At 66.3% G+C, this 888-nt stretch carries 1 protein-coding gene and 1 pseudogene; both read right to left on the minus strand.

Annotated elements, in window-relative coordinates; genetic code table 11:
* Positions 1-200: pseudogene (locus tag KUM32_RS39825) on the minus strand (MarR family transcriptional regulator); the annotation flags it as partial.
* A 90-nt stretch (positions 201-290) separates the two neighbouring features.
* On the minus strand, positions 291-888 hold a 598-nt coding region (locus KUM32_RS39830), incomplete at its 5' end, for an AIM24 family protein (RefSeq protein WP_217146605.1).

An 888-nucleotide genomic window follows, 5' to 3' on the forward strand; every position in this document is an offset into this window, starting at 1 on the left:
GCGGCGAGGTCGCTCATCCGCATCCGGTGGTCCTCGGACTCCGAGAGGTTCACCAGGATCTCGTAGTCGTTGTTCGTCAGGCCGAACGGCTGCAGGTCCCGTTCGAGCTGGTGCATGAGCAGACGGCTGACGTCCAGGTGGGCGCGCCAGGCGCGCTGTTCCTCGTCGGTGAGCCAGTTGGTGCCGGTCTCGGTCTCCATGTGATTGATTCTACCTAAAGAAGTTGAATTCTGAACCAATGGATGTATGCGGCTGCTTGAGGTCACGCGTTCGACGTTACACTCCGCAGGCTACCGATCACGAACCGGTACCCCCGCCTGGTCGGGGGAGGCGCCGGTGGCGATCTCCTCCATGAGTTGCTCCGTCGACTGCAGGAGCACGGTGCCCGCTCCCACGAACTCAAACTGGTGCTCCTCGCCGGAGGTTCCGCCGAATCCGGTATGCGCCCGCACGCCACCGAGGAAGCCCCGCAGGTACTGGTGGTCGTAGTGGTGACAGGGCGAGGGACAGTCGGCCCAGCCCACCAGGGCCTGCGGATCGACGCGCAGCGGCGGCTCCATGAAGACCACGGGCCCGTTGGACGCCGCGACGAACGTGCCGGTGCCGATCAGCGTCAGGAAGCCGGGCACGATCGACTGCTTGAGCGACAGGGACGGCTGGAAGGCGAGCAGGTTGCCGGAGCGGATCGTCAGGTTTCCGTCGTCGAGGTCGTACGAGTTGACGTCGAAGGCCCGGTCCGCGAGGACCATCTTCCCGCGCCCCTCGGCCACCACCCAGTCGGCGGCGTGCAGGGGGGAGTGGAAGCTGCGGGCGATGAGCCGGTCGCGCCGGCCAAGGCCCACGCCGTGGAAGTCGATGTCGCCGTAGTACGCGATCATCTTGCCCCGC

The organism is Streptomyces sp. AC627_RSS907, assembly GCF_019049165.1.